General features: G+C 60.2%; 17 protein-coding genes. 11 read left to right on the top strand and 6 right to left on the bottom strand.

The features are described from left to right. Positions 1 to 8: 8 nt before the first annotated feature. The 4 genes from ACEN8R_RS25400 (at position 9) to ppx (ending at position 3,807) form a co-directional block, all read left to right on the top strand. A complete protein-coding gene (locus ACEN8R_RS25400) occupies positions 9 to 689 on the top strand; it encodes an amino acid ABC transporter permease (RefSeq protein WP_305410475.1) in 681 nt (226 codons plus the stop codon). After that, positions 686 to 1,336: an amino acid ABC transporter permease gene (locus ACEN8R_RS25395; protein ID WP_007899375.1), complete on the top strand. Its 651-nt coding sequence runs from the start codon at positions 686 to 688 to the stop codon at positions 1,334 to 1,336. Before ACEN8R_RS25400 ends, ACEN8R_RS25395 begins: the two co-directional genes overlap by 4 nt. Further along, the gene (locus ACEN8R_RS25390) at positions 1,323 to 2,060 is read left to right on the top strand and encodes an amino acid ABC transporter ATP-binding protein (protein WP_018927566.1); all 738 of its coding nucleotides are present in this window, start codon (positions 1,323 to 1,325) and stop codon (positions 2,058 to 2,060) included. Before ACEN8R_RS25395 ends, ACEN8R_RS25390 begins: the two co-directional genes overlap by 14 nt. 244 nt (positions 2,061 to 2,304) lie before the next feature. After that, positions 2,305 to 3,807, top strand: a complete 1,503-nt coding sequence (gene ppx, locus ACEN8R_RS25385) for an exopolyphosphatase (protein ID WP_495624428.1) — start codon at positions 2,305 to 2,307, stop codon at positions 3,805 to 3,807. A gap of 179 nt (positions 3,808 to 3,986) precedes the next feature. Here the strand turns inward: ppx and ppk1 are convergent, their stop codons facing one another. Together ppk1 and hemB are read right to left on the bottom strand one after the other, a co-directional pair. Further along, on the bottom strand, positions 3,987 to 6,209 hold the full coding sequence (ppk1, locus tag ACEN8R_RS25380; protein ID WP_018927564.1) for a polyphosphate kinase 1: 2,223 nt from the start codon (positions 6,207 to 6,209) through the stop codon (positions 3,987 to 3,989). A gap of 18 nt (positions 6,210 to 6,227) precedes the next feature. Continuing rightward, positions 6,228 to 7,241 carry a porphobilinogen synthase gene (gene hemB / locus ACEN8R_RS25375; RefSeq protein WP_495624427.1) on the bottom strand — a complete coding sequence of 338 codons (1,014 nt, stop codon included), beginning with the start codon at positions 7,239 to 7,241 and terminating at the stop codon, positions 6,228 to 6,230. Between the two features lie 208 nt (positions 7,242 to 7,449). Here hemB and ACEN8R_RS25370 point away from each other — a divergent pair, with 208 nt between their 5' ends. Beyond that, positions 7,450 to 8,082: a DedA family protein gene (locus tag ACEN8R_RS25370; RefSeq protein ID WP_018927562.1), complete on the top strand. Its 633-nt coding sequence runs from the start codon at positions 7,450 to 7,452 to the stop codon at positions 8,080 to 8,082. On the opposite strand, the gene ACEN8R_RS25365 is transcribed toward ACEN8R_RS25370, so the two are convergent. Further along, complete coding sequence (locus ACEN8R_RS25365; protein WP_495624426.1) at positions 8,063 to 9,298, bottom strand: sterol desaturase family protein; 1,236 nt, start codon at positions 9,296 to 9,298, stop codon at positions 8,063 to 8,065. The genes ACEN8R_RS25370 and ACEN8R_RS25365 overlap by 20 nt on opposite strands. 114 nt (positions 9,299 to 9,412) lie before the next feature. Between ACEN8R_RS25365 and elbB the strand changes: the two genes are divergently transcribed. Further along, positions 9,413 to 10,081: an isoprenoid biosynthesis glyoxalase ElbB gene (gene elbB / locus ACEN8R_RS25360; protein ID WP_018927560.1), complete on the top strand. Its 669-nt coding sequence runs from the start codon at positions 9,413 to 9,415 to the stop codon at positions 10,079 to 10,081. 49 nt (positions 10,082 to 10,130) lie between these two features. Here elbB and ACEN8R_RS25355 read toward each other — a convergent pair whose 3' ends face one another. Next, positions 10,131 to 10,586, bottom strand: coding sequence for a YaiI/YqxD family protein (locus ACEN8R_RS25355; RefSeq protein WP_064621049.1), 456 nt, complete (start codon positions 10,584 to 10,586; stop codon positions 10,131 to 10,133). 107 nt (positions 10,587 to 10,693) lie between these two features. Continuing rightward, complete coding sequence (locus ACEN8R_RS25350) at positions 10,694 to 12,592, bottom strand: FTR1 family protein (RefSeq protein WP_495624425.1); 1,899 nt, start codon at positions 12,590 to 12,592, stop codon at positions 10,694 to 10,696. A gap of 152 nt (positions 12,593 to 12,744) precedes the next feature. Between ACEN8R_RS25350 and ACEN8R_RS25345 the strand changes: the two genes are divergently transcribed. From ACEN8R_RS25345 to ACEN8R_RS25325, 5 genes are all read left to right on the top strand, one after another. Continuing rightward, positions 12,745 to 14,145 carry a COG3014 family protein gene (locus ACEN8R_RS25345; protein WP_018927557.1) on the top strand — a complete coding sequence of 467 codons (1,401 nt, stop codon included), beginning with the start codon at positions 12,745 to 12,747 and terminating at the stop codon, positions 14,143 to 14,145. 207 nt (positions 14,146 to 14,352) lie between these two features. Continuing rightward, the gene (locus ACEN8R_RS25340) at positions 14,353 to 15,747 is read left to right on the top strand and encodes a COG3014 family protein (RefSeq protein ID WP_495624424.1); all 1,395 of its coding nucleotides are present in this window, start codon (positions 14,353 to 14,355) and stop codon (positions 15,745 to 15,747) included. A gap of 15 nt (positions 15,748 to 15,762) precedes the next feature. Beyond that, positions 15,763 to 16,134: a YcfL family putative periplasmic lipoprotein gene (locus ACEN8R_RS25335; RefSeq protein ID WP_018927555.1), complete on the top strand. Its 372-nt coding sequence runs from the start codon at positions 15,763 to 15,765 to the stop codon at positions 16,132 to 16,134. Positions 16,135 to 16,173: 39 nt separating this feature from the next. Next, the gene (lpoB, locus tag ACEN8R_RS25330; protein WP_007941608.1) at positions 16,174 to 16,761 is read left to right on the top strand and encodes a penicillin-binding protein activator LpoB; all 588 of its coding nucleotides are present in this window, start codon (positions 16,174 to 16,176) and stop codon (positions 16,759 to 16,761) included. A gap of 3 nt (positions 16,762 to 16,764) precedes the next feature. After that, positions 16,765 to 17,508, top strand: coding sequence for a hypothetical protein (locus ACEN8R_RS25325; protein ID WP_018927554.1), 744 nt, complete (start codon positions 16,765 to 16,767; stop codon positions 17,506 to 17,508). Positions 17,509 to 17,578: 70 nt separating this feature from the next. On the opposite strand, the gene ACEN8R_RS25320 is transcribed toward ACEN8R_RS25325, so the two are convergent. Continuing rightward, positions 17,579 to 18,211: a LysE family transporter gene (locus ACEN8R_RS25320; RefSeq protein WP_018927553.1), complete on the bottom strand. Its 633-nt coding sequence runs from the start codon at positions 18,209 to 18,211 to the stop codon at positions 17,579 to 17,581. Between the last annotated feature and the right edge of the window lie 115 nt (positions 18,212 to 18,326).

The following is an 18,326-nucleotide window of genomic DNA, read 5'->3' as shown; positions in this document are numbered from 1 at the left end:
GACGACTTATGGCTTATCAGTTCGATTTCTTGCCGGTGGTGGAAAACACCGACCTGCTGCTGCGCGGTGCGTTGTTCACCCTTGAGCTGACGGCCGTTGGCGCAGTGTTCGGGGTCGCTCTGGGCATCGTCGGCGCGTTGGTGCGGGCGTGGAACATCCGCCCGTTCGCCGGCATTTTCGGGGTCTACGTCGAGTTGATCCGCAACACACCCTTTCTGGTGCAGTTGTTTTTCATCTTCTTCGGTTTGCCGTCGCTGGGCCTGCAGATTTCCGAATGGCAGGCGGCGGTGCTGGCGATGGTGATCAACCTGGGCGCCTATTCGACCGAGATCATCCGCGCCGGCATTCAAGCGATCCCCCGCGGGCAACTGGAAGCCGCAGCCGCCCTGGCGATGTCGCGTTTCGAAGCCTTCCGCCACGTGGTTCTGCTGCCGGCACTGGGCAAAGTCTGGCCGGCCCTGAGCAGCCAGATCATCATCGTCATGCTCGGCTCGGCGGTCTGTTCGCAGATCGCCACCGAAGAGCTGAGTTTCGCCGCCAACTTCATTCAGTCGCGCAACTTTCGCGCCTTTGAAACCTACGCCCTGACCACGCTGCTCTACCTGTGCATGGCACTGCTGATCCGCCAATTGCTGAACTGGATCGGCCGCCGCTACCTGTCCAAAAGCAGTGCAAGGAGCAGCCAATGAGCGATTTCACCTTCTGGGACATCCTGCGCAACCTGCTTACGGGCCTGCAATGGACGCTGGCGTTGTCGCTGGTGGCGTTTATCGGCGGTGGGCTGATCGGCTTGCTGATCATGGTGATGCGGATTTCAAAGAAATCCCTGCCCAGCCACTTCGCCCGCACCTACATCGAATTGTTCCAGGGCACGCCGCTGTTGATGCAGCTGTTTCTGGTGTTCTTCGGTGTGGCCTTGGCCGGTGTGGAAATTTCACCGTGGATGGCGGCGGCGATTGCATTGACGCTGTTCACCAGCGCCTACCTGGCGGAGATCTGGCGCGGTTGCGTCGACTCAATCCCCAACGGCCAGTGGGAAGCCTCGTCGAGCCTGGCGCTCAACCCGCTGGAGCAATTGCGTTACGTGATCCTGCCGCAAGCGCTGCGCATCGCCGTGGCGCCGACCGTGGGCTTCTCGGTGCAAGTGGTCAAGGGCACCGCCGTCACCTCGATCATCGGCTTTACCGAACTGACCAAGACCGGCGGCATGCTCGCCAACGCGACCTTCGAACCGTTCATGGTCTACGGCCTCGTCGCCCTCGGTTACTTCCTGCTCTGCTACCCCTTGTCCCTCAGTGCGCGCTACCTGGAAAGGAGACTGCATGCCTCTGCTTAGAATTTCCGCCCTGCATAAATATTACGGCGACCACCATGTGCTCAAAGGCATCGATCTGAGTATCGAGGAAGGCCAGGTGGTGGCGATCATCGGTCGCAGCGGCTCGGGCAAGTCCACCTTGCTGCGTACCCTCAATGGTCTGGAATCGATCAACGACGGCGTGATCGAAGTCGACGGCGAATACCTCGACGCCGCCCGCGCCGACCTGCGCAGCCTGCGGCAGAAAGTCGGGATGGTGTTCCAGCAGTTCAACCTGTTCCCACACCTGACCGTCGGCGAAAACGTCATGCTTGCGCCACAAGTGGTGCAGAAAGTGCCGAAAGCCAAAGCCACCGAACTGGCGCGACAGATGCTGGAACGGGTCGGGCTGGGCGAGAAATTCGACGCTTTCCCGGATCGACTCTCCGGCGGCCAGCAACAGCGGGTAGCGATTGCCCGGGCGCTGGCGATGTCACCGAAAGTCTTGCTTTGCGACGAAATCACCTCGGCCCTGGACCCGGAACTGGTCAATGAGGTGTTGAGCGTGGTCCGGCAACTGGCCAGGGAAGGCATGACATTGATCATGGTCACCCACGAAATGCGCTTTGCCCGGGAAGTGGGCGACAAATTGGTGTTCATGCACCAGGGCAAGGTGCATGAGGTGGGAGATCCGAAGGTGTTGTTTGCCAATCCGCAGACGGCGGAGCTGGCGAACTTCATTGGGACCGTGGAGGCGGCGGGCTGAACCGCTGTGGCGAGGGAGCTTGCCCCCGCTCGGCTGCGCAGCAGTCGTAAACCTGCTGGCCGGCTTTTCCTGAAGCACTGCGTTGAATGGTTTTGGGGCCGCTGCGCTGCCCAGCGGGAGCAAGCTCCCTCGCCACAGGAACCCACGTCGTCCGTGCGCTGGATCAAGGCATTAAACCGTACGCGTTGGCGCGAGCGTTTGATCGTGGCAGGATGTCGAGGTTATCGACCGAGACCCCCTGACCATGCCGCTATCCCAAGTCAAGAATCTGTCCCTGATCGCCGCAATCGACCTGGGCTCCAACAGCTTTCACATGGTCGTGGCCAAGGCCCAGAACGGCGAAATCCGGATTCTCGAGCGTCTCGGGGAGAAGGTTCAGCTGGCCGCCGGCATCGACGAAGAGCGTCAACTTAGCGAAGAATCCATGCAGCGCGGGCTCGATTGCCTGAAGCGTTTTGCCCAACTGATCAACGGTATGCCACCGGGCACCGTGCGGATCGTCGGCACCAACGCCCTGCGCGAAGCCCGCAACCGCGGCGAATTCATCCGCCGTGCCGAAGAAATCCTCGGCCATCCGGTAGAAGTCATCTCCGGCCGTGAAGAAGCGCGCCTGATTTACCTCGGCGTCTCCCACACCCTCGCCGACACCCCGGGCAAACGCCTGGTGGCCGACATCGGCGGCGGCAGTACCGAATTCATCATTGGCCAGCGCTTTGAACCGCTGCTGCGCGAAAGCCTGCAAATGGGTTGCGTCAGCTACACCCAACGCTATTTCAAGGACGGCAAGATCACCCCGGCCCGCTACGCCCAGGCGTACACCGCGGCGCGGCTGGAGATCATGAGCATCGAACACGCCCTGCACCGCCTGACCTGGGATGAAGCCATCGGCTCCTCGGGCACCATTCGCGCCATTGGCCTGGCGCTGAAGGCCGGCGGGCATGGCACGGGCGAGGTGAACGCCGAAGGCTTGGCCTGGCTCAAGCGCAAGCTGATCAAACTCGGTGATGTCGAGAAAATCGACTTCGAAGGCATCAAGCCCGACCGCCGGGCGATCTTCCCCGCCGGGCTGGCGATTCTCGAAGCAATCTTCGATGCCCTCGAACTGCAACGCATGGACCACTGTGAAGGCGCCCTGCGCGAAGGCGTGCTCTATGACCTGCTGGGCCGTCATCATCACGAAGATGTCCGTGAGCGCACGCTCAGCTCGCTGATGGAGCGTTACCACGTCGATCTGGAGCAAGCCGCGCGGGTCGAACGCAAGGCGCTGCATGCCTTCGATCAAGTGGCCGCGGACTGGGAGCTGGATGACGGCGTCTGGCGCGAACTGCTGAGCTGGGCAGCCAAGGTCCATGAAGTGGGCCTGGACATCGCCCACTATCAGTATCACAAACACGGCTCGTACCTGATCGAGCACTCGGACCTGGCCGGGTTCTCCCGCGAAGACCAACTGATGCTCGCGCTACTGGTGCGTGGCCACCGTCGAAATATTCCCAAGGACAGGTTTGCCGATTTTGGCGACGATGGCATCAAGCTGATTCGCCTGTGCGTGCTGCTGCGCTTTGCGATTCTGTTCCACCACATCCGTGGCACCCAGGAAATGCCACAGGTCGTGCTGCACGCCAACGGCGACAGCCTGGATGTGTTATTCCCGGAACATTGGCTGGATGACAACCAGTTGACCCAGGCCGACTTCGCCCTGGAAGCCGAATGGCTGACCCGCGTCAGCTTCGTGCTGAACGTTCGCTAAGCCTGTGGTGAGGGAGCTTGCTCCCGTTGGGCCTCGCAGCGGCCCCAAAAGAAGGACTGCTACGCAGTCCAGCGGGAGCGAGCTCCCTCGCCACAGTCATTCATCGCTCATCGCTCGGGCGAGGTAAAAAAAAATGGCGATCCACATGGATCGCCATTTTTTATCGCCCAAGGTTTGCGTTAACGCACCGCCAGAATCGGGCTGCCCAACCGCTCCAGCAAGGTGGCCTGGGCGCTGCGCGGGTTCTGGTTGCCGGTCGGTGTATTACGGACGTAGCGACCGTCCGACTGCAGGCTCCAGCTGTGGGTGTTGTCGGTAAGATAAAGCTCCAGCTCTTTCTTGACCCGCAAAATCAGCTTCTTGCCCTCGACCGGGAAGCAAGTCTCGACGCGCTTGTCGAGGTTGCGTTCCATCCAGTCGGCACTGGACAGGAACATCTGCTCTTCACCGCCATTGAGGAAGTAGAAAACCCGGGTGTGCTCCAGGAAACGACCGATGATCGAACGTACGTGGATGTTGTGCGATACCCCGGCGATGCCCGGTCGCAGGCAGCACATGCCGCGCACCACCAGATCGATGCGTACCCCGGACTGGCTGGCCTTGTACAACGCGCGGATGACCTTTGGATCGGTCAGCGAGTTGAACTTGGCGATGATGTGCGCCGGTTTGCCGTCGAGGGCGAATTGCGTCTCCCGGGCAATCATGTCGAGCATGCCCTTCTTCAACGTGAACGGCGCGTGCAGCAGTTTTTTCATGCGCAGGGTTTTACCCATGCCGATCAACTGGCTGAACAGTTTGCCGACGTCTTCGCACAAGGCATCGTCGGAGGTCAGCAGGCTGTAGTCGGTGTACAGACGAGCGTTGGCCGCGTGGTAGTTGCCGGTACCCAAGTGAGCGTAGCGAACAATCTCGCCGGCTTCGCGACGCAGAATCAGCATCATCTTGGCGTGGGTCTTGAAGCCGACCACGCCGTAAATCACCACGGCGCCGGCCGCCTGCAGACGGCTGGCCAGCTGCAGGTTGGATTCTTCATCGAACCGCGCGCGCAATTCGATCACCGCCGTCACTTCCTTGCCGTTCCGCGCCGCATCCACCAGCGCATCGACGATCTCCGAGTTGGCGCCGCTGCGATACAACGTCTGGCGAACCGCCAACACGTGTGGATCCTTGGCCGCCTGACGCAGCAAGTCGACCACCGGGGTGAAGGACTCGAACGGGTGCAGAAGCAAGATGTCCTGCTTGCTGATCACGCTGAAAATGTTCTCGCTGTTCTGCAGCAGTTTCGGGATCTGCGGGGTGAACGGCGTGTATTGCAGCTCCGGATGACTGTCCAGGCCGGTGATGCTGAACAGCCGGGTCAGGTTGACCGGACCATTGACCTGATACAGCTCGGTCTCCTGCAGGTTGAACTGCTTGAGCAGGTAATCGGACAGGTGTTTCGGGCAGGTGTCGGCCACTTCCAGCCGCACCGCATCACCATAGCGACGGGAGAACAACTCGCCGCGCAGGGCGCGGGCCAGGTCTTCCACGTCTTCGGTATCGACCGCGAGGTCGGCGTTCCGGGTCAGGCGGAACTGGTAGCAGCCCTTGACCTTCATGCCCTGGAACAGGTCGTCGGCGTGCGCGTGGATCATCGACGACAGGAATACATAGTTGTCACCCGGGCCGCCGACTTCTTCCGGCACCTTGATGATCCGCGGCAGCAGACGCGGCGCCGGGATGATCGCCAGGCCGGAATCGCGACCGAAGGCGTCGATGCCTTCGAGCTCGACGATGAAGTTCAGGCTCTTGTTCACCAGCAACGGGAACGGGTGCGTCGGGTCGAGACCGATCGGGGTGATGATCGGCGCGATCTCGTCGCGGAAATAACGGCGGACCCAAGTCTTGAGCTTGGTAGTCCAATAACGACGACGGATGAAGCGGACCTGATGTTTTTCCAGTTCCGGCAACAGAATGTCGTTGAGAATCGCGTATTGGCGGTCGACGTGACCGTGCACCAATTCGCTGATGCGAGCCAGGGCCTGATGCGGTTGCAGGCCATCGGCGCCAGCCTGTTCACGGGCGAAGGTGATCTGCTTCTTCAGGCCGGCCACACGAATCTCGAAGAACTCGTCCAGGTTACTGGAGAAGATCAGCAGAAACTTCAGCCGCTCCAGCAATGGGTAGGACTCATCCAGCGCCTGTTCCAGCACGCGGATGTTGAACTGCAGTTGCGAGAGCTCGCGATGGATGTACAGGCTGCTGTCATCCAGACCGGGAATGGCAATCGCTGGCGCCGCCACAACGGGCTCGGCCACCACCGCAGGTGGAGCGGGCTCCAGCTCCGGCGGAGTTTCAGCGATTTGCTCCACCACAGGTTGAGCGTCTTTTACGGCAACTTCAGTGAGTCCTTCGGTATTCATCGAATGTTCCTGGGAGGGCTATTTTTGCTCTCGTAACAATTGAGCAGCACGGACGGCAAAGTAAGTCAGGATGCCATCTGCGCCTGCACGTTTAAAAGCGGTCAGGGATTCGAGGATAACCCCTTCGCTCAACCAGCCATTCTGGATCGCCGCCATGTGCATGGCGTATTCACCGCTGACCTGATACACAAAGGTCGGCACTTTGAACGCTTCCTTGACCCGATAAAGAATATCCAGATACGGCATGCCTGGCTTGACCATGACCATGTCTGCGCCTTCTGACAAGTCGGCCGCCACTTCGTGCAGGGCTTCGTTGCTGTTGGCCGGGTCCATCTGATAGGAGGCCTTGTTGGCCTTGCCCAGGTTCAACGCCGAACCCACCGCATCGCGGAACGGGCCGTAGTAGGCACTGGCGTACTTGGCCGAGTAGGCCATGATCCGCACATTAACGTGCCCCGCCAGCTCCAGCGCTTCGCGGATCGCCTGAATGCGGCCGTCCATCATGTCTGACGGAGCCACCACTTGAGCGCCGGCTTCGGCGTGGGACAAAGCCTGCTTAACCAGTGCGTCGACGGTGATGTCGTTCTCTACGTAGCCTTCTTCGTCGAGGATGCCGTCTTGCCCATGAGTGGTGAACGGGTCCAGGGCGACGTCGGTGATCACACCCAGCTCCGGGAACTGCGCACGCAGAGCGCGGGTAGCGCGCTGGGCGATGCCGTTGGGGTTCCAGGCTTCGGCGGCATCCAGTGACTTGAGTTCCGGTGGCGTCACCGGGAACAGTGCCAGCGCCGGAATGCCCAGCTCGACCCATTTGGCAGCTTCTTCCAGCAACAGATCGATGGTCAGGCGTTCGACGCCCGGCATCGACGCCACTGCTTCGCGACGGTTTTCACCCTCCAGCACGAATACCGGCAGGATCAGGTCATCGACGGTCAGTACGTTTTCACGGACCAGACGACGCGAAAAATCATCACGACGGTTGCGACGCAGGCGGGTTGCAGGAAACAAACGGTTGGCGGGGGTAAAGCTCACGGCAGACTCCTGAGCCCGCGCTGGCGGGCGAGCGTGACAGTTATAAGCGGCCATTATGACCAACGTATGACAGTTGTGTGCACCCCTGTGACAGGTAGCCGCATTCCATTGTCCTTGTAGGAAATGTTCACGTCGAGACACATTTGGACACTTTCATGAATGTGCACGAAGGGTTAGGCTGCGCGTTCATTTCGCCAGCACCCAGACAATGCTCCAACAATTCCTACATGACTTCGGCTACTTTGCCCTGTTCCTCGGCACGTTTTTCGAAGGCGAAACCATTCTGGTACTCGCAGGCTTCCTCGCGTTCCGTGGGTACATGGACATCAACCTGGTGGTGGTCGTGGCGTTCTTCGGCAGTTATGCCGGCGATCAGCTGTGGTACTTCCTGGGGCGCAAGCACGGGCGCAAATTGCTGGCGCGCAAACCGCGCTGGCAATTGATGGGCGATCGGGCACTGGAACATATCCGCAAGCACCCGGACATCTGGGTGCTGAGCTTCCGCTTTGTCTATGGCTTGCGCACCGTCATGCCGGTGGCAATCGGTCTGTCGGGCTATCCGCCGGGACGCTATCTGCTGCTCAACGGGATTGGCGCGGCCATCTGGGCTGCGGCGCTGGCAGCGGCTGCGTATCACTTCGGCGCGGTGCTCGAAGGTATGCTGGGCAGCGTCAAGAAATACGAGCTGTGGGTGCTGGGCGCCCTGCTGGTCCTGGGCTTTGTCCTGTGGCTGCGGCGGCGCTTCAAGAATGCCCGCTTGGCGAAAAAGATCTACGCCGATGAGCAGGCATTGAAAGCCGAACAGGCCAAGTCCAGCGAACCTACGACGCCCATCGAGTGACGCGGTTTCTACAGCAGTAGAGACCGATGCCGCTGAGCAGGCTGTAACTGAGCAGCACCACCCAGCCCACCGCGCTGCCCGGCCATAGCCCGACCATCGGTGCCAGCCACACCAGCGGCAGGTTCGACACCAGCCGCAACAGCTCCAGCTTCAACGCCTGCGGGCGATTCTCCAGGGCTGCACCCAACACGAACAACCCCAACGCCACGGCGCCCCAACCCAACACCAGGGCTGCGGTCGGCAGGCTCTGCTCCAAGTTCATCAAGTAACTGCCCAAGGCGATGTAGACGCAGAACTGCAGCGCCACATACCACTGCTGACGTCCGTCCAGCGGCACCTCGAATTTGCGGAACTGAGCCAGGTCCGGCTTGTTCATCGGGTATTTGGCCGCCACGTCCGCCGGCCGCCAACCGGTGCGCATGAACCAGATCCGCAGCTTGTCCCACCAGCGCTCGGCGCGCCGGGCGTCATCCCACAACTGCGCGTAAAACTGCACGTTCGCCCACAACGGATTCCAGCTCGCCAGCGGCGTGGTCACGCCGAATATCACCGGTTCGTTATCGTCCTCTTTCTGGAACGAGCCGAACAGACGGTCCCAAATAATGAACACCCCGCCGTAGTTGCGATCCATGTAGAGAGCGTTCTGTGCATGGTGAGCCCGATGATTGGACGGCGTGACGAAGAACCACTCGAACCAGCCAAGTTTGGGAATATGCCGGGTATGCACCCAGAACTGGTACAGCAGGTTCAACGCCGCAACGCTGACGAACACCAGCAGCGGCACGCCGAGCACGGCCAGGGGCAGGTAGAAAATCCAGCTCAACAGAAACCCGGTGCTGGTCTGGCGCAGGGCCGTGGAGAGGTTGTAGTCCTCGCTCTGGTGATGCACCGAATGCGCGGCCCAGAGGATGTTGCGCTCATGGCCCATCCGGTGCAGCCAGTAGTAGCAGAAGTCGTAGAAGACGAATGCAAACACCCAGACCCAGACACTGTCGGCCGACAGCTCGATCAAGGCCAGATGTTCCAGGGCGAAGGCATAAGTGACCAGGCCGACACCTTTGGTCAACAGGCCCGTGGTAGTCGACAATACGCCGGTGCTGAGGCTGTTGATCGCGTCTGCCACGCGGTAATTGCTCACCCCGCGCCAACGGTCGGCCAACAACTCGACCGCAATCAGCCCAAAGAAAAACGGCACCGCATACAGAATGAAGTTCATGACGCGACCTGATCGGAATCGTTCAGCAGAGATTAGGTGTAGCCGCGAATTAACCCTATGGCAACGAGTGACAAATTAGTGGACATTTAACGCCATGAATCTGGAGAAAAGCCCATGAGCAAAAAAATTGCAGTGATCCTTTCCGGCTGTGGCGTGTACGACGGCGCCGAGATCCACGAAAGCGTGATCACCCTGCTGCGGCTGGACCAGCGCGGCGCCCAGGTGCAGTGCTTTGCACCCAACATCGCGCAGTTGCATGTGGTCAACCACCTGACTGGCGAAGAAATGCCCGAATCGCGCAACGTGCTGGTGGAATCGGCGCGTATCGCCCGGGGCAACATCAAGGATATCCGTGAAGCGGACGTCGAAGACTTCGATGCGCTGATCGTTCCCGGCGGTTTCGGGGCGGCCAAGAACCTGTCGAACTTTGCCGTCGAAGGCGCCGGCTGCAGCGTTCAACCTGACGTCCTGGCGTTGACCGAAGCGTTCGCCGAGGCTGGCAAACCGGTGGGGCTGATCTGCATCTCGCCGGCCCTGGCGGCAAAAATCTACGGCCCGGGCGTGACCTGCACCATCGGCAACGATGCCGATACCGCCGCCGCGATGAACAAGATGGGCGCCACCCACGCCGAGTGCGCCGTGACCGACATTGTCGAAGACAAGGCGCGCAAGCTGGTGAGCACGCCGGCGTACATGCTCGCGCAATCGATCAGCGAAGCCGCTTCCGGCATCAACAAATTGGTCGACCGCGTACTGGAACTGACCCACGAAAACGACGAGTAACACTCGTGATTGTTCCCACTCCGCGTGGGAACGATCATTACCGTCTTGCTCAAGCTTTACGCGACAACCGGGTCAATATCCGGTCCAGCGCATTGGCGAACGCCTGTTTCTCGCGCTCGCCGAACGGCGCCGGGCCGCCGCTCATCTGCCCCTGCTCGCGCAAGTCGGTGAAGAGGTTACGCACCGCGAGTCGATCGCCCATGTTCTGCGCATCGAACTCCTTACCCCGCGGATCCAGCGCCGCAACGCCGTTCTTCACCAGCCGATCCGCCAGCGGCACATCGCTGCAAATCACCAACTCCCCCGGCACCGCGTGTTCCACCAGGTAATCGTCGGCGGCATCCGGGCCGCTGGGCACCACGATCAGTTTCACCAGCGCAAGGCCCGGCTTGATCTGCGGCTGACCGGCCACCAGTACCACTTCGAACTGGCGCTTGAGGGCGAACTTCACCACTAGATCCTTGGCTGCCCGAGGGCAGGCGTCAGCATCGATCCATACGCGCATTGGATTTCCTCTATTGAAAAGCATCGCGGGCAAGCCCGCTCCCATAAGGTTAGCGCTGAACCTTATGGGAGCGGGCTTGCCCGCGAATATGAGCGCAGCGAATGCTTTTAAGAAGCCGGCAACTGCCGCTTCTCGGCCATCCGGCTGCGACTGTACAGCACGATGATCGCAATGATCGCCACAGCCTGGGCACTCAGCGAATACGCGTCAGCGTGGATCCCCAACCAGTCGAAGTCAAAGAACGGTACCGGCCGCGTGCCGAAGACCCCGGCTTCCTGCAAAGCCTTCACGCCATGGCCGGCAAACACCACCGACAACGCGCACAGCAATCCGGCATTGATGCCGAAGAACAGTGCCAGCGGCAGCTTTGCCGAGCCGCGCAGAATCACCCAGGCCAGACCGACCAGCATAACCAGCGCCGTCGCGCCGCCAGCCATTACGGCGTTATGCCCCGCAGGCCCCGCCTGCAACCACAAGGTTTCGTAAAACAGGATCACTTCGAACAGTTCGCGATACACCGAGAAGAACGCCAGGATCGCAAACCCGAAACGCCCACCGCCGCTCACCAGGCTGCTCTTGATATAATCCTGCCAGGCCGCTGCGTGGCGACGGTCGTGCATCCACACGCCGAGCCAGAGCACCATGACACTGGCAAACAGCGCAGTGGCCCCTTCCAGCAGCTCACGCTGGGCCCCGCTGACGTCAATCACATACGCCGCCACCGCCCAGGTCGCCAGCCCGGCCAACAGCGCCAGGCCCCAACCGATGTTGACGCTGCGCACCGCCGATTGCTGGCCGGTATTGCGCAGGAACGCGAGGACCGCCGCGAGCACCAGAATGGCTTCCAGACCTTCTCGCAACAGAATCAACAGACCGGAGATGTAGCTCAGCGACCAGCTCAAGCCATCGCTACCGAGCAGGCCAGCGGATTCTTTCAGCTTGGCCTTGGCCACTTCCAGACGTTGCTCGACCTGGGCCACTGGCAAGCCGTCCTGCAACGACTGACGGTAAGCCATCAGGGACTTTTCAGTGTCTTTGCGTACGTTGGCGTCGACGTTGTCCAGAGAGCTTTCAACCAGTTCGAAGCCTTCCAGGTACGCCGCCACCGACAGGTCGTAGGCCTGATCGTGCTCGCCAGCGCGATAGGCGGCGATACTCTTGTCCAGCGTGGCCGCCGTGTATTCAAGCAATTGCCCCGGGCCACGCTTGACCTGCGGCGGTTGCGCTCGTTGCGCGCGGAAGGTCGCGGCCGCTTGCGGACCTTCGACGGCCTGCACTTCGGCTGGCGTCTGACGCGCCAGGTCGGCGATGTTGTAGGTTTTTTCGGATTTTGCCGCGGCCGGATCGGCGCTGAAGCCGGCGATGTAGGTCGCCAGGTCCCAACGCTGACGATCGTCCAGCTGATCGGCGAAGGCCGGCATGTCAGTACCTTCGACGCCCATACCCAGCGTGTTGTAAAGCGCGTAGAGGCTCAGACGGTCCAGTCGCGCGGCATCGCGCAGATTGGTCGGCGGTGGCGTCATGCCGACACCTGCCGGGCCGTCACCGATGCCCGTATCGCCATGGCACACCGAGCATTGCTGGGCATACAGCGGCGCGCCGCGGGTCGGGTCCGGGGTAATGACCGGAGCCTGGCTGACTTCATAGGTCACCGCCAGTTTTGCCCCCAGTTGACGCGCCTGACGGGTGACGTCCGCGCCGTCCTTGCGAGCGGCGATCGCGGTGCGCAGACCGTTAACGCCCTGCTCCAGTTCGGCACGCTGGGGTTTGGCCGGCAAATCGGCGATCAACCCTTGCAGCTCCCCCAGGAATGTCTGCTGTTCGAGATACTCAGCCTCATCAATAACCTTGCCTCCCTCGACCGCCGTCGGGTAATCGGCGGCAATGTAATCGAGCAAATGCAAGGCCTTGGGCGCACCCTCCGCGGTTTCGGCCAGCGCATTGAAGCTGCAGAACGCGATCATCGGCAGCACGAGCCACGCCAGAAAACGAGAGGAGCCAGTCATGAATAAATCTCAAATGGAAATACGAAGTAACACATTGTTCACTTCCAATGAGTTTCGCTCAAGCTTTGTTGGAATTTCCTGCGTAGCTGCGTATAAATTCAGTGGCCAATTGCCACCCTCCGTCAGTTTCGTTCAGGGAAGAATCAACGTCCATGCATTCACGCCTGTTTTTCTCGTTGCTGTTAAGCCTTGCCCTGCAACTGACTGGTTGCGCCGCTTACCGCAACTACGACCTGGAACTGGAGCAAACGACCGCCCAGTTGAAAGCGGGAAATCCGCAGGGCGCTCTCCAACTGCTGGAGCTGCACAATCCGTCAGAAGAACGGGACCTGCTCTACTACTTCGAAAAAGGTGCAGTCCTGAGTGCCGGTGGTGCGCTGCAGCAAAGCCAGGTTACCTGGCGCAGTGCAGAGCAAATGGTGATCCAGCGCCAGGACACCGTCGAGTCTGCCGGCACACAGCTCTTGTCCGCGATGGGCGATCATTGGGGCAGTATCATCAACGACAAACTGCGTCGCTACGATGGCTACGACTACGAAAAAGTCATGCTGACCACGCAAATGGCCCTGAACCAGTTGGCCGTGAATGACTTCGACGGTGCTCGCGCCGACATCAAGAAAACCCACGAACGTGAAGCTCTGATTGCCCGTCAGCGGGAAAAGGAATACGAGCGACTTGAAGAGGAAGCCAAGGCCCAGGGCGTTCGCGTGCACTACAAGGATCTCCAGGGCTACCCCGTGATGACCCTCGATGCGCCCGCCGTGATCGCGCTGAAAAACGGCTATCAGAGTGCATTCAGTCACTACCTGGCCGGGTTTACGTATGAAGCGCTGGGTGAGCGCGATCTTGCCGCCCCGGGTTATCGCCAGGCCATCGAGTTGCGACCCGACCTGCCCTTCTTCGAGCAAGCATTGCGCGAACTCGACAAACCGGCCACCAAGGCCAATGAAAGTGATGTGCTGATCATCGTTCAAAGTGGCCTGGCGCCAGCGCGCAGTTCGGTTCGTGTCCCCTACCCGGTGCGGCTGGAAGACAATCAGGTGATCGTCGCCAACGTGTCGTTTCCGGTGATGGTTCCCGACACGTCGACCCCGGCGTTCACGCAGATGACGATCGACGGTCGCAAACAGCAACTGATCCTTGTAAACAGCATCACCGACATGTCTTTACGCACGTTGCGCGACGATATGCCGGGCATCATTCAGCGCACCGCATATCGTGCCTACCTGGCCGCTTCTGTTCAGGCTACGGACAACCGACGCGACCCGAGCAAAGCCTCGTACGTGACGCAGCACGATGGCTTTGAGCACGCGGACACCCGAACCTGGCGTACCTTGCCCAACATCACCCTGGTGGCGCGCCTACGCCTGAAAAAAGGCGAGCACCTGATCAGCCTGCCCAACGCGCCGGGCGCCGCACCCCTGAAAGTCCGCATCGAGCAAAACCATCAGGTCATAACCCTGCGAGCGCTGGGAGAGCGGATTTACAGCAACGGAGTGGCTTTCGAACCTGCCGTTGCGCCTGAAAGCAGTGTGGTATCAGGCCAGAAATAAGTAATGGCACGTTGTGAAAACATACAATTAAAAAGCCATTACATAGCCAGCATCCCTGTTTATAATGCCGCGCCGTCGTTATCACGATACGGCATTTAAGCTCCTCTTTTTATGAGGAATTGGCAGGACGCCAGTCTCCCTGCCGATAGGTCCCAACAGCCCGACCAGCACGCGCGGCTGCTAATACTCAGGGAAGAAGTACCCCCTATGGCCTCTCGCGCCCTTACCTCGATCGCGCTCAGCGCTGTCACCTTGCTCTCCGGCTGTTCGGCTTTTCGCAACTACGATTCCGAACTGGCACAAACCAACCAGCAACTGGCTGCCGGCAACGTCGACGCCGCCTTGACCTTGTTGGAAAAGAACAACACCGGCGCCGACAAAGACCTGCTCTATTACTTCGAGAAGGGTGAACTGCTGCGCGCCAAGGGTGACTTGTCCGGCAGCCAGAACGCCTGGAGCAGCGCCGATCAGGTGGTGGGCAAGTGGGAAGACTCGGTCAAGCTCGACACCGAAAAGTACCTGGCTCAGTTCGGCAGCTTCCTGGTCAATGACAAAGTCCGTCGCTACGAAGGCTACGACTACGAAAAAGTCATGCTGACCACGCAGATGGCCCTCAACCTGCTGGCGGTGAATGACTTCGACGGCGCGCGCACCGCGATCAAGAAAACTCACGAACGTGAAGCGGTGATCGCCGACCTGCGCGACAAGGAATACCTCAAGAGCGAAGAGCAGGCCGAGAAGGAAGGCGTCAAAACCCAGTACAAGGATCTCCAGGGTTATCCGGTGGCCAGTCTCGACGCGCCGGAAGTGGTCAGCCTGAAAAACAGCTACCAGAGCGCGTTCAGCCATTACCTGGCCGGTTTCGTCTACGAAGCCCTGGGCGAGAAAGACCTGGCCGCGCCGGGCTATCGCAAAGCTGCCGAGCTGCGCCCGAACACCCCGCTGCTGGAACAGGCACTCGTGAACCTGGATAAACCCGCCAAGGACGACGACAGCGACATCCTGATCGTCGTGCAAAGTGGCCTGGCGCCGTCCCGCGACTCGATTCGTATTCCGCTGCCATTGCCGATCAGCAACAACGTGGTGATCACTCCGCTGTCGTTCCCGATCATCAAGCCAGACACCTCCACCGCCACCTTCGCCCAGATCGGCGTAGACGGTCAGCAGGTGAACCTGACGCAACTCAACAGCACCACCGCCATGTCCCGCCGCGCGCTGCGTGATGACATGCCGGGCATCATCGTGCGCACCACCGTCCGTGCCGTGACCAAAGGCGTGGCGCAGAAGAAGATCAACGAAACCAACCCGCTGGCAGGCCTGGCGGTCGGTATCTCTTCAGCGGTGCTCGAAGGTGCCGATACCCGTACATGGCGCACCCTGCCAGACACCACTCAAGTGGTGCGTCTGCGCTTGAAGAAAGGCGAGCATCACGTCTCGCTGCCGAGTGCCATAGGTGGTTCGGTGGTCAAGATCACCGTCGATCAGCGCTATCAGGTCATCAGCCTGCGCGCCGTGGGCAATCAGGTATTCGCCAGCGGCCAGGCCGCTCATGTGATCCCGAGCGCCAACCCGACCACCGTGGCCAGCCTCAAACAACCTTAAGAACGGAGTCTTTGCATGCGCTTCAAACTCATCACTGTCGTCGCCCTGGCCTTGCTGGCCGGCTGCGCCACCCCGCCACCACCAGAGCCAGGCAGCGCTGCCAGCAAGGTCGTGGCCATGGGCAAGCTCAAGAACATCGTGGTCGGCGCCATGCGCGTGGCGCGGGAAAACGGCTTCATGACGGTCAACGCACAGCTGAGCAACACCAGCTACAACAACAAGACTTTCTACTACCGCTTTGCCTGGCTCGGCCCTGAAGGCTTCCCGGTTGCCGAAGAGGAAACCTGGAAAAGCCAGATGATGTACGGCGAGCAGACCAGTTTCATCCAGGCCATTGCGCCAACCGCCAAAGCCGTGGATTTCCGTCTCGAAATCAAAACGCCTTAAGCCCGACACCCTATTCGTTCAGTTCTAGAGAGCATTCCCATGTTTGCACGCTTTTCGTTCATCGCCGTCATCGCCCTCCTGGCCAGCGGTTGCGCCAACACTTCGCCGACGCTGGGCAGCAAAAACATCAGCTACGGCGACACCAAAGCGGTTGAAACCGTGACCAACGAGTTCGGCTCCACCGACCTGCAGATGATCGCCGAATCCATGACCCGCTCCCTGGCCCAGTCCGGCATCCTGCAAGGCCGTCCGGTGGTTCAGGTCTACGACGTGAAGAACAAGACCAGCGAGTACATCGATACCCGCGAAATCACTACCAGCATCAAGACCCAGCTGATGAAGTCCGGCGTCGCCCGTTTCGCCAGCGACAACACCGCAATGCAGAGCCAGGTCGACCAGCTCAAGCTGCAAAACCAGAGCGGCCTGTACAAGAAGAGCACCGTGGCCAAGACCGGCAACATGATTGCCGCCCAATACCGTCTTGAAGGTTCGATCAGCTCGATCGTCAAGCGCAGCAGCGACTACAAGGACGTCTTCTACAAATTCAGCCTGCAATTGATCGACGTTGAAAGCGGTCTGGCCGAGTGGATGGACGAAAAAGAGATCCGCAAAACCACGGAGCGTTAATCGATGCGCACATGGATTGGCATGATGGCCCTGGCTTGCGCGTTCAGCGTGCAAGCGGCCCCGAAAGTTGCAGTAGCGGATCTGGCGTACCAGGAGCGCGTGGAGCAATACGTCCACACTGTTTCGGCACAGAGTAACCATAGCCAGAGTTATTACGGCGCCAGTGGTTCTTCCAGTTACGAAGAGTACGAAGCCACCAACAGCTACATCGAGCAAGGCGAGTTGCGCAAATTCACCGGCGACATCAAGGGCGAGATCCTGCGCACCGGGATGTTCCAGTTGGTGCAGGGCACGCCTTACACGGCATCGTCCAAAGGCGACGTGTATGACGTGATCAAGCGCATCAAGGCCGGTAGCTTCAAGGGTGCCGACTATGTGCTGTTCGGCACCGTGTCAGACATCGACTTCACCCGCGACATGAATGAGCTGGCCAACACCGACAGTTACTCGGCGGTGCTGGCGTTGACGCTGGTGGCGGACTTCAGCCTGATCAACACCAAGACCTTCGAGATCACCTCGGCCTTCACGGCGATGGGCGAAGGTCAGGACACCAAACTGGTGAATGGCCGGGACATCCGGGTTTCCCTGAACCGCCCACGGGTGGTGCGTGACGTGTCCAAGGCGTTGGGTGAAGACGTGGCTTCACAACTGAGCCAACAGCTCGGTGGTGGCGGTTACGAGCAGCCGGGGCAGGCACCGCTGCGTAATAACCTGCCGCGAGATACGGCGCCGGTGATTCTGCACTGATCTCAGACTGGCCACTCTGTAGTAATGAAAAAGGCGACCTCGATAGGTCGCCTTTTTTGTGCCTGAAGCTTTATGTCGCTGCTTTGCGCAAAGTCGCCATGAATGCCGCCGCGCCGATGAACAGCCCGGCAAAAGTGCGGTTCATGCGTTTCTGCTGCCTGGGCGTGCGCAACAAACGCAGGACCTTGGCCGCCAGCCCGGTGTAGCCGGCCATGACGATCAGGTCGACACAGATCATGGTCACGCCGAGGATCAGGTACTGGGCCACTAGCGGCGCATGGGGATCGATGAATTGCGGCAGCACCGCGAGCATGAACACCAAAGCCTTGGGGTTGCTGACGTTCACTAGAAAACCGCGGAACACCAGCGCCATCGGCTTGCCGATCTGCCGAATGGCAGCGTCGTCGCTCATCTCATTGGGCAGCGCGCGCCATTGCTTGACCGCGAGGTAGACCAAATAAGCCACGCCGAACCATTTGATCGCATAAAAGGCAGTGGCGGAGGCCGCGAGGATCGCACCGACACCGGCAGCGACAATCGCAATTTGCAACGCCAGGCCCAGTTGCAGACCCAGGGCGTTCCAGTAACCGCGCCAGAAACCGTAGCGCAGGCCGCTGGACATCGACGCAATGGCGCCGGCACCGGGGGAAAGACTGATCACCCAGCAGGCGGCAAAAAATGCCAGCCATGTTTGAAGCAGCATTGCACACCTCGACTCAGACTCGTGACAAACGTCTAAGCTAATGCGCCTTACGATCAATGACTATCGATTTTTTGCAGGACAGAGTGACTGCCGACCAGCGTTGATGGCGGTAGCG

Source organism: Pseudomonas sp. Pseusp15, from assembly GCF_059492165.1.
Note: the sequence above shows the minus strand (reverse complement) of the source record. Positions and strands in the feature narration are given on the sequence as shown.

Bases quoted from the DNA above. Each gene is read 5' to 3' on its own strand.
- ppx (WP_495624428.1), top strand. From the start codon at position 2,305: ATGCCGCTATCCCAAGTCAAGAATCTGTCCCTGATCGCCGCAATCGAC.
- ACEN8R_RS25400 (WP_305410475.1), top strand. From the start codon at position 9: ATGGCTTATCAGTTCGATTTCTTGCCGGTGGTGGAAAACACCGACCTG.
- ppk1 (WP_018927564.1), bottom strand. From the start codon at position 6,209: ATGAATACCGAAGGACTCACTGAAGTTGCCGTAAAAGACGCTCAACCT.
- ACEN8R_RS25335 (WP_018927555.1), top strand. From the start codon at position 15,763: ATGCGCTTCAAACTCATCACTGTCGTCGCCCTGGCCTTGCTGGCCGGC.
- ACEN8R_RS25320 (WP_018927553.1), bottom strand. From the start codon at position 18,211: ATGCTGCTTCAAACATGGCTGGCATTTTTTGCCGCCTGCTGGGTGATC.
- ACEN8R_RS25340 (WP_495624424.1), top strand. From the start codon at position 14,353: ATGGCCTCTCGCGCCCTTACCTCGATCGCGCTCAGCGCTGTCACCTTG.
- ACEN8R_RS25370 (WP_018927562.1), top strand. From the start codon at position 7,450: ATGCTCCAACAATTCCTACATGACTTCGGCTACTTTGCCCTGTTCCTC.
- ACEN8R_RS25325 (WP_018927554.1), top strand. From the start codon at position 16,765: ATGCGCACATGGATTGGCATGATGGCCCTGGCTTGCGCGTTCAGCGTG.
- ACEN8R_RS25390 (WP_018927566.1), top strand. From the start codon at position 1,323: ATGCCTCTGCTTAGAATTTCCGCCCTGCATAAATATTACGGCGACCAC.
- ACEN8R_RS25350 (WP_495624425.1), bottom strand. From the start codon at position 12,592: ATGACTGGCTCCTCTCGTTTTCTGGCGTGGCTCGTGCTGCCGATGATC.
- ACEN8R_RS25395 (WP_007899375.1), top strand. From the start codon at position 686: ATGAGCGATTTCACCTTCTGGGACATCCTGCGCAACCTGCTTACGGGC.
- elbB (WP_018927560.1), top strand. From the start codon at position 9,413: ATGAGCAAAAAAATTGCAGTGATCCTTTCCGGCTGTGGCGTGTACGAC.
- ACEN8R_RS25355 (WP_064621049.1), bottom strand. From the start codon at position 10,586: ATGCGCGTATGGATCGATGCTGACGCCTGCCCTCGGGCAGCCAAGGAT.
- lpoB (WP_007941608.1), top strand. From the start codon at position 16,174: ATGTTTGCACGCTTTTCGTTCATCGCCGTCATCGCCCTCCTGGCCAGC.
- ACEN8R_RS25365 (WP_495624426.1), bottom strand. From the start codon at position 9,298: ATGAACTTCATTCTGTATGCGGTGCCGTTTTTCTTTGGGCTGATTGCG.
- ACEN8R_RS25345 (WP_018927557.1), top strand. From the start codon at position 12,745: ATGCATTCACGCCTGTTTTTCTCGTTGCTGTTAAGCCTTGCCCTGCAA.